General features: G+C 64.5%; 4 protein-coding genes. 3 read left to right on the top strand and 1 reads right to left on the bottom strand.

The annotated features are described in order from the left end of the window. Nucleotides 1-37: 37 nt before the first annotated feature. Nucleotides 38-325, bottom strand: a complete 288-nt coding sequence (locus tag CKO15_RS13370) for a hypothetical protein (protein WP_200197247.1) — start codon at nucleotides 323-325, stop codon at nucleotides 38-40. Between CKO15_RS13370 and CKO15_RS13375 the strand changes: the two genes are divergently transcribed. The 3 genes from CKO15_RS13375 to CKO15_RS13385 all read left to right on the top strand — a co-directional run bounded on the left by CKO15_RS13375 (nucleotide 299) and on the right by CKO15_RS13385 (nucleotide 2,245). Then, nucleotides 299-1,234, top strand: a complete 936-nt coding sequence (locus CKO15_RS13375; RefSeq protein ID WP_200197249.1) for a hypothetical protein — start codon at nucleotides 299-301, stop codon at nucleotides 1,232-1,234. The two genes, CKO15_RS13370 and CKO15_RS13375, sit on opposite strands and share 27 nt — an antisense overlap. Before the next feature lie 400 nt (nucleotides 1,235-1,634). Then, nucleotides 1,635-1,961: a hypothetical protein gene (locus tag CKO15_RS13380; RefSeq protein ID WP_200197251.1), complete on the top strand. Its 327-nt coding sequence runs from the start codon at nucleotides 1,635-1,637 to the stop codon at nucleotides 1,959-1,961. After that, nucleotides 1,961-2,245 carry a hypothetical protein gene (locus tag CKO15_RS13385; RefSeq protein ID WP_200197253.1) on the top strand — a complete coding sequence of 95 codons (285 nt, stop codon included), beginning with the start codon at nucleotides 1,961-1,963 and terminating at the stop codon, nucleotides 2,243-2,245. Before CKO15_RS13380 ends, CKO15_RS13385 begins: the two co-directional genes overlap by 1 nt. Nucleotides 2,246-2,684: the final 439 nt, after the last annotated feature.

The following is a 2,684-nucleotide window of genomic DNA, read 5'->3' on the forward strand; positions in this document are numbered from 1 at the left end:
CAACGGGGAAGGGGCTTCAAGGATGGAAGCGATGGTCTCAGAGTGCCTCCACGGCCGCAATAGCGGCCACCAACAGTGTAACGAGCCGGCGCCCCTTGGTACCACTGCGAAATCCGCCACCCCCCCCGCGGATGACCGGGAACACGTCCGGCTCCAACGGGCGCTTCGGTACCAGGCACTGAGCCAAGCCCGGCACTGGCTCCGGGCCGATGCCCAACCGCGGATCGACTCTGGCGCCGCCGAGTACCCCGGTGACGTCTACCGAACCACGGACTGCCGCTGGGTCAGTTACGGTGACGTGACCATCAACCACAACGCCGAGCATCAATCGGCCTTCTTCGGGGGTCTCGCCACTTGCGGCAGCGTCTGGGCCTGCCCTGTCTGCGCCGCCAAGATCCAGGAACGCCGCCGCCTTGAGATCGAAACCGCCATGACCGCCGCCGAGGCCCAGGGCCTCGGTGTTACCCTCGTAACCTTCACGTTCCCCCATCAGTCCTGGCACCGGCTCCCCGATCTGATCCAGCAACAGCGCGATGCCTTCCGCCGCTACCTTCGTAAGGGAAGCCCGTTCCGGCGGCTTCGGGAACGGATCGGGTTCCAGGGCCTGATCCGGTCCCTTGAGGTGGTCCACGGTGACAACGGCTGGCACCCCCATACCCATGAACTCTGGTTCCACCGGCCAGACGTGGGCACCTGCTACCAGGTCGAGCTAACCCGCCTGTGGGAACGCGCTTGCATCCGCTCCGGCCTGCTCGATCCCGACGACCAGGAGAGCGCCCGGGCCTTCCGGGTCCACGGTGTTGACGTCCGTGCAGACGTGGACGCGGGGGACTACCTGGCCAAGCAGGATGATTCCCGCCGCTGGGGCGCATCGCATGAGATCGCTAAGGCCAAGTCCAAGGGCGGCCGCGCCAAGGGGGTCCATCCTCACCACTTCCTGATCCGCCAAGGCCCCGGCGACGCCCACCGCTACGTTGAGTACGTCCAGGCCATGAAAGGCGCTCGCCAGCTCTACTGGACGCCGGGCCTCAAGGAACGCTTAGGGGTCCTGGATACCAGCGACGAAGCCCTTGCCGACGAAGACCGGGAGACCGCCGACGTCCTGGCGATGCTGACCCCCGACGATTGGGCGCTGTTACGCAGTAACGACGCCCGCGCCGAGGCCCTTGACGCTGCCGAGGTCGGCGGCCGCGAGGCTGTTACCGCTCTGCTCCGCTCACTCCGGGGCGCGTGACATAGCCACCCTTGGCTTTTTTCGGCCCATCCGCCCGCACCGGGGCGCGCATGGATGCGCGTGCCCGGTCTTGGGTCGCCCCATACAGGGACTTGGTATCTTTACTGGTCGAAGGGGCCAATGCCAGGCGATCCATAGCGGCCAATGCGCGGCCAAGGGCCTCGGTCGGCTAATGCGCCCATTGCGCGCCCTCCATTCCACGCTTTTCCCATCCGATCCCCCACACCCCTACCGGCGGGGAGCGAAGCGAGCCGCCGCCGCCCCAGGGGGCGAAGCCTCCGCCTTGCTTTTACCCCCTGTATATGTTCCACGTGTAACACAACAAGCGAGTAAGGTTGACGGCCTTAACGGCGTTGTGGTGGGATAATAACCGGCAAACGCCAATACGGAGATAATAGCGATGGTCGAGAAAGCACAAACCGAGCGCGAGAACCGAGCAGAACACGTCCTTCAGTGGCTGACGGATGTGGTCAACGGCACCGTTACTAACCCCAAGCTCGACATCATGGGGCCGACCCGGCACGCGCAGCTACGGATGCCGATGGGGGATTACGTCAAGGTCCAGGCCATCTGTGACAAGACCGGGATGAACTTCACGAACGCGATGATGGCGGTCCTGATCGTCGGTCTTGAGCAGCTGGAAGCCCAACTAGACGAGGAAACACACGAGAAGCTGAGAGCGCGGCAGGTCGAGATGATCCGCAAGATGTTTCCGGGGGTGGTGTGATGGATACGAACTGGCTACTGCTGAACGGCACCCTGTCCAACGTCCTGGAGACCCCCACGGGTACCAACCGGGAAACTGGCGAACGCTACGGGGGACAGCACCAGGTGCAGGTTGACGTCTGGAAGACCCTCCGCAATGGCCAACAGCGCAAGGATACCGAGACGCTGACCGTCCCGGACTATCGGCCTTGGGAGCCTCATATCGGCGAGCAGGTCCAGGTTCCCGTGGGGGTCTCCGTCTGGAACGGGCAACTGCGTTTCTTCTACGCGGGGGCGAACCGATGAACTACGAGATGACCCTTGATAACCGGGAGGCCGTCGAGGTCTGCAACCAGCTGCATACCGAGGTTATGGAGCGCTGGTACGCCGAGACCCCTGACGACGCGGCCTAGGGCTGTCGTGACCCCTGTATCGACAAACGTCCCAGGATTCGTGACTACCAGGGCCGCCACCTGCCTGCGTGCGTGCGGACAGGGCGCTGTCCGCGCGCGCGCAGGCATCTGGTCCGGACGAAGGGGACAGGCTGTCGGAGACCCCCGCCGCTCATACATGGCCCATACAAAGACGAAGCCCCTCCCCCCGTACAGGTTTGGCAGCCAACGGGGAAGGGGCTTCAAGGATGGAAGCGATGGTCTCAGAGTGCCTCCACGGCCGCAATAGCGGCCACCAACAGTGTAACGAGCCGGCGCCCCTTGGTACCACTGCGAAATCCGCCACCCCCCCC

The sequence above is a fragment of the Halorhodospira abdelmalekii genome, assembly GCF_016583625.1.
GTDB classification, from domain to species: Bacteria; Pseudomonadota; Gammaproteobacteria; order Nitrococcales; family Halorhodospiraceae; genus Halorhodospira; species Halorhodospira abdelmalekii.